The organism is Actinoplanes rectilineatus, from assembly GCF_000962825.1.
Classification (GTDB): Bacteria; Actinomycetota; Actinomycetes; order Mycobacteriales; family Micromonosporaceae; genus Actinoplanes; species Actinoplanes rectilineatus.
The window spans coordinates 1-201 of the sequence record NZ_JZKF01000312.1; the positions used below are offsets into that span (position 1 = coordinate 1).

Annotated in this window: 1 pseudogene; it reads left to right on the top strand. The window is 66.7% G+C overall.

Annotated elements, in window-relative coordinates:
• A pseudogene (locus WH85_RS46525) lies at nt 1-201 on the top strand (hypothetical protein); the annotation flags it as partial.

Here is a 201-nt window from a genome sequence, read left to right on the forward strand (position 1 = left end):
CAGGCCGAGGTGGACCGCAACCTGGAGCTGCTGCAGACCCAGATCGACGAGGCGAACGCCCGGATCATCAGCACCGAGGGTCAGGGCGGCGCGAACTTCATCCAGAACGCGATCCTCGGCCCGCTGGAGGACAAGCGGTTCGCGACGATCAACCGGATCGAGACGGCGATCGGCCGCAACGCCGACAAGCCCGACCTGAAC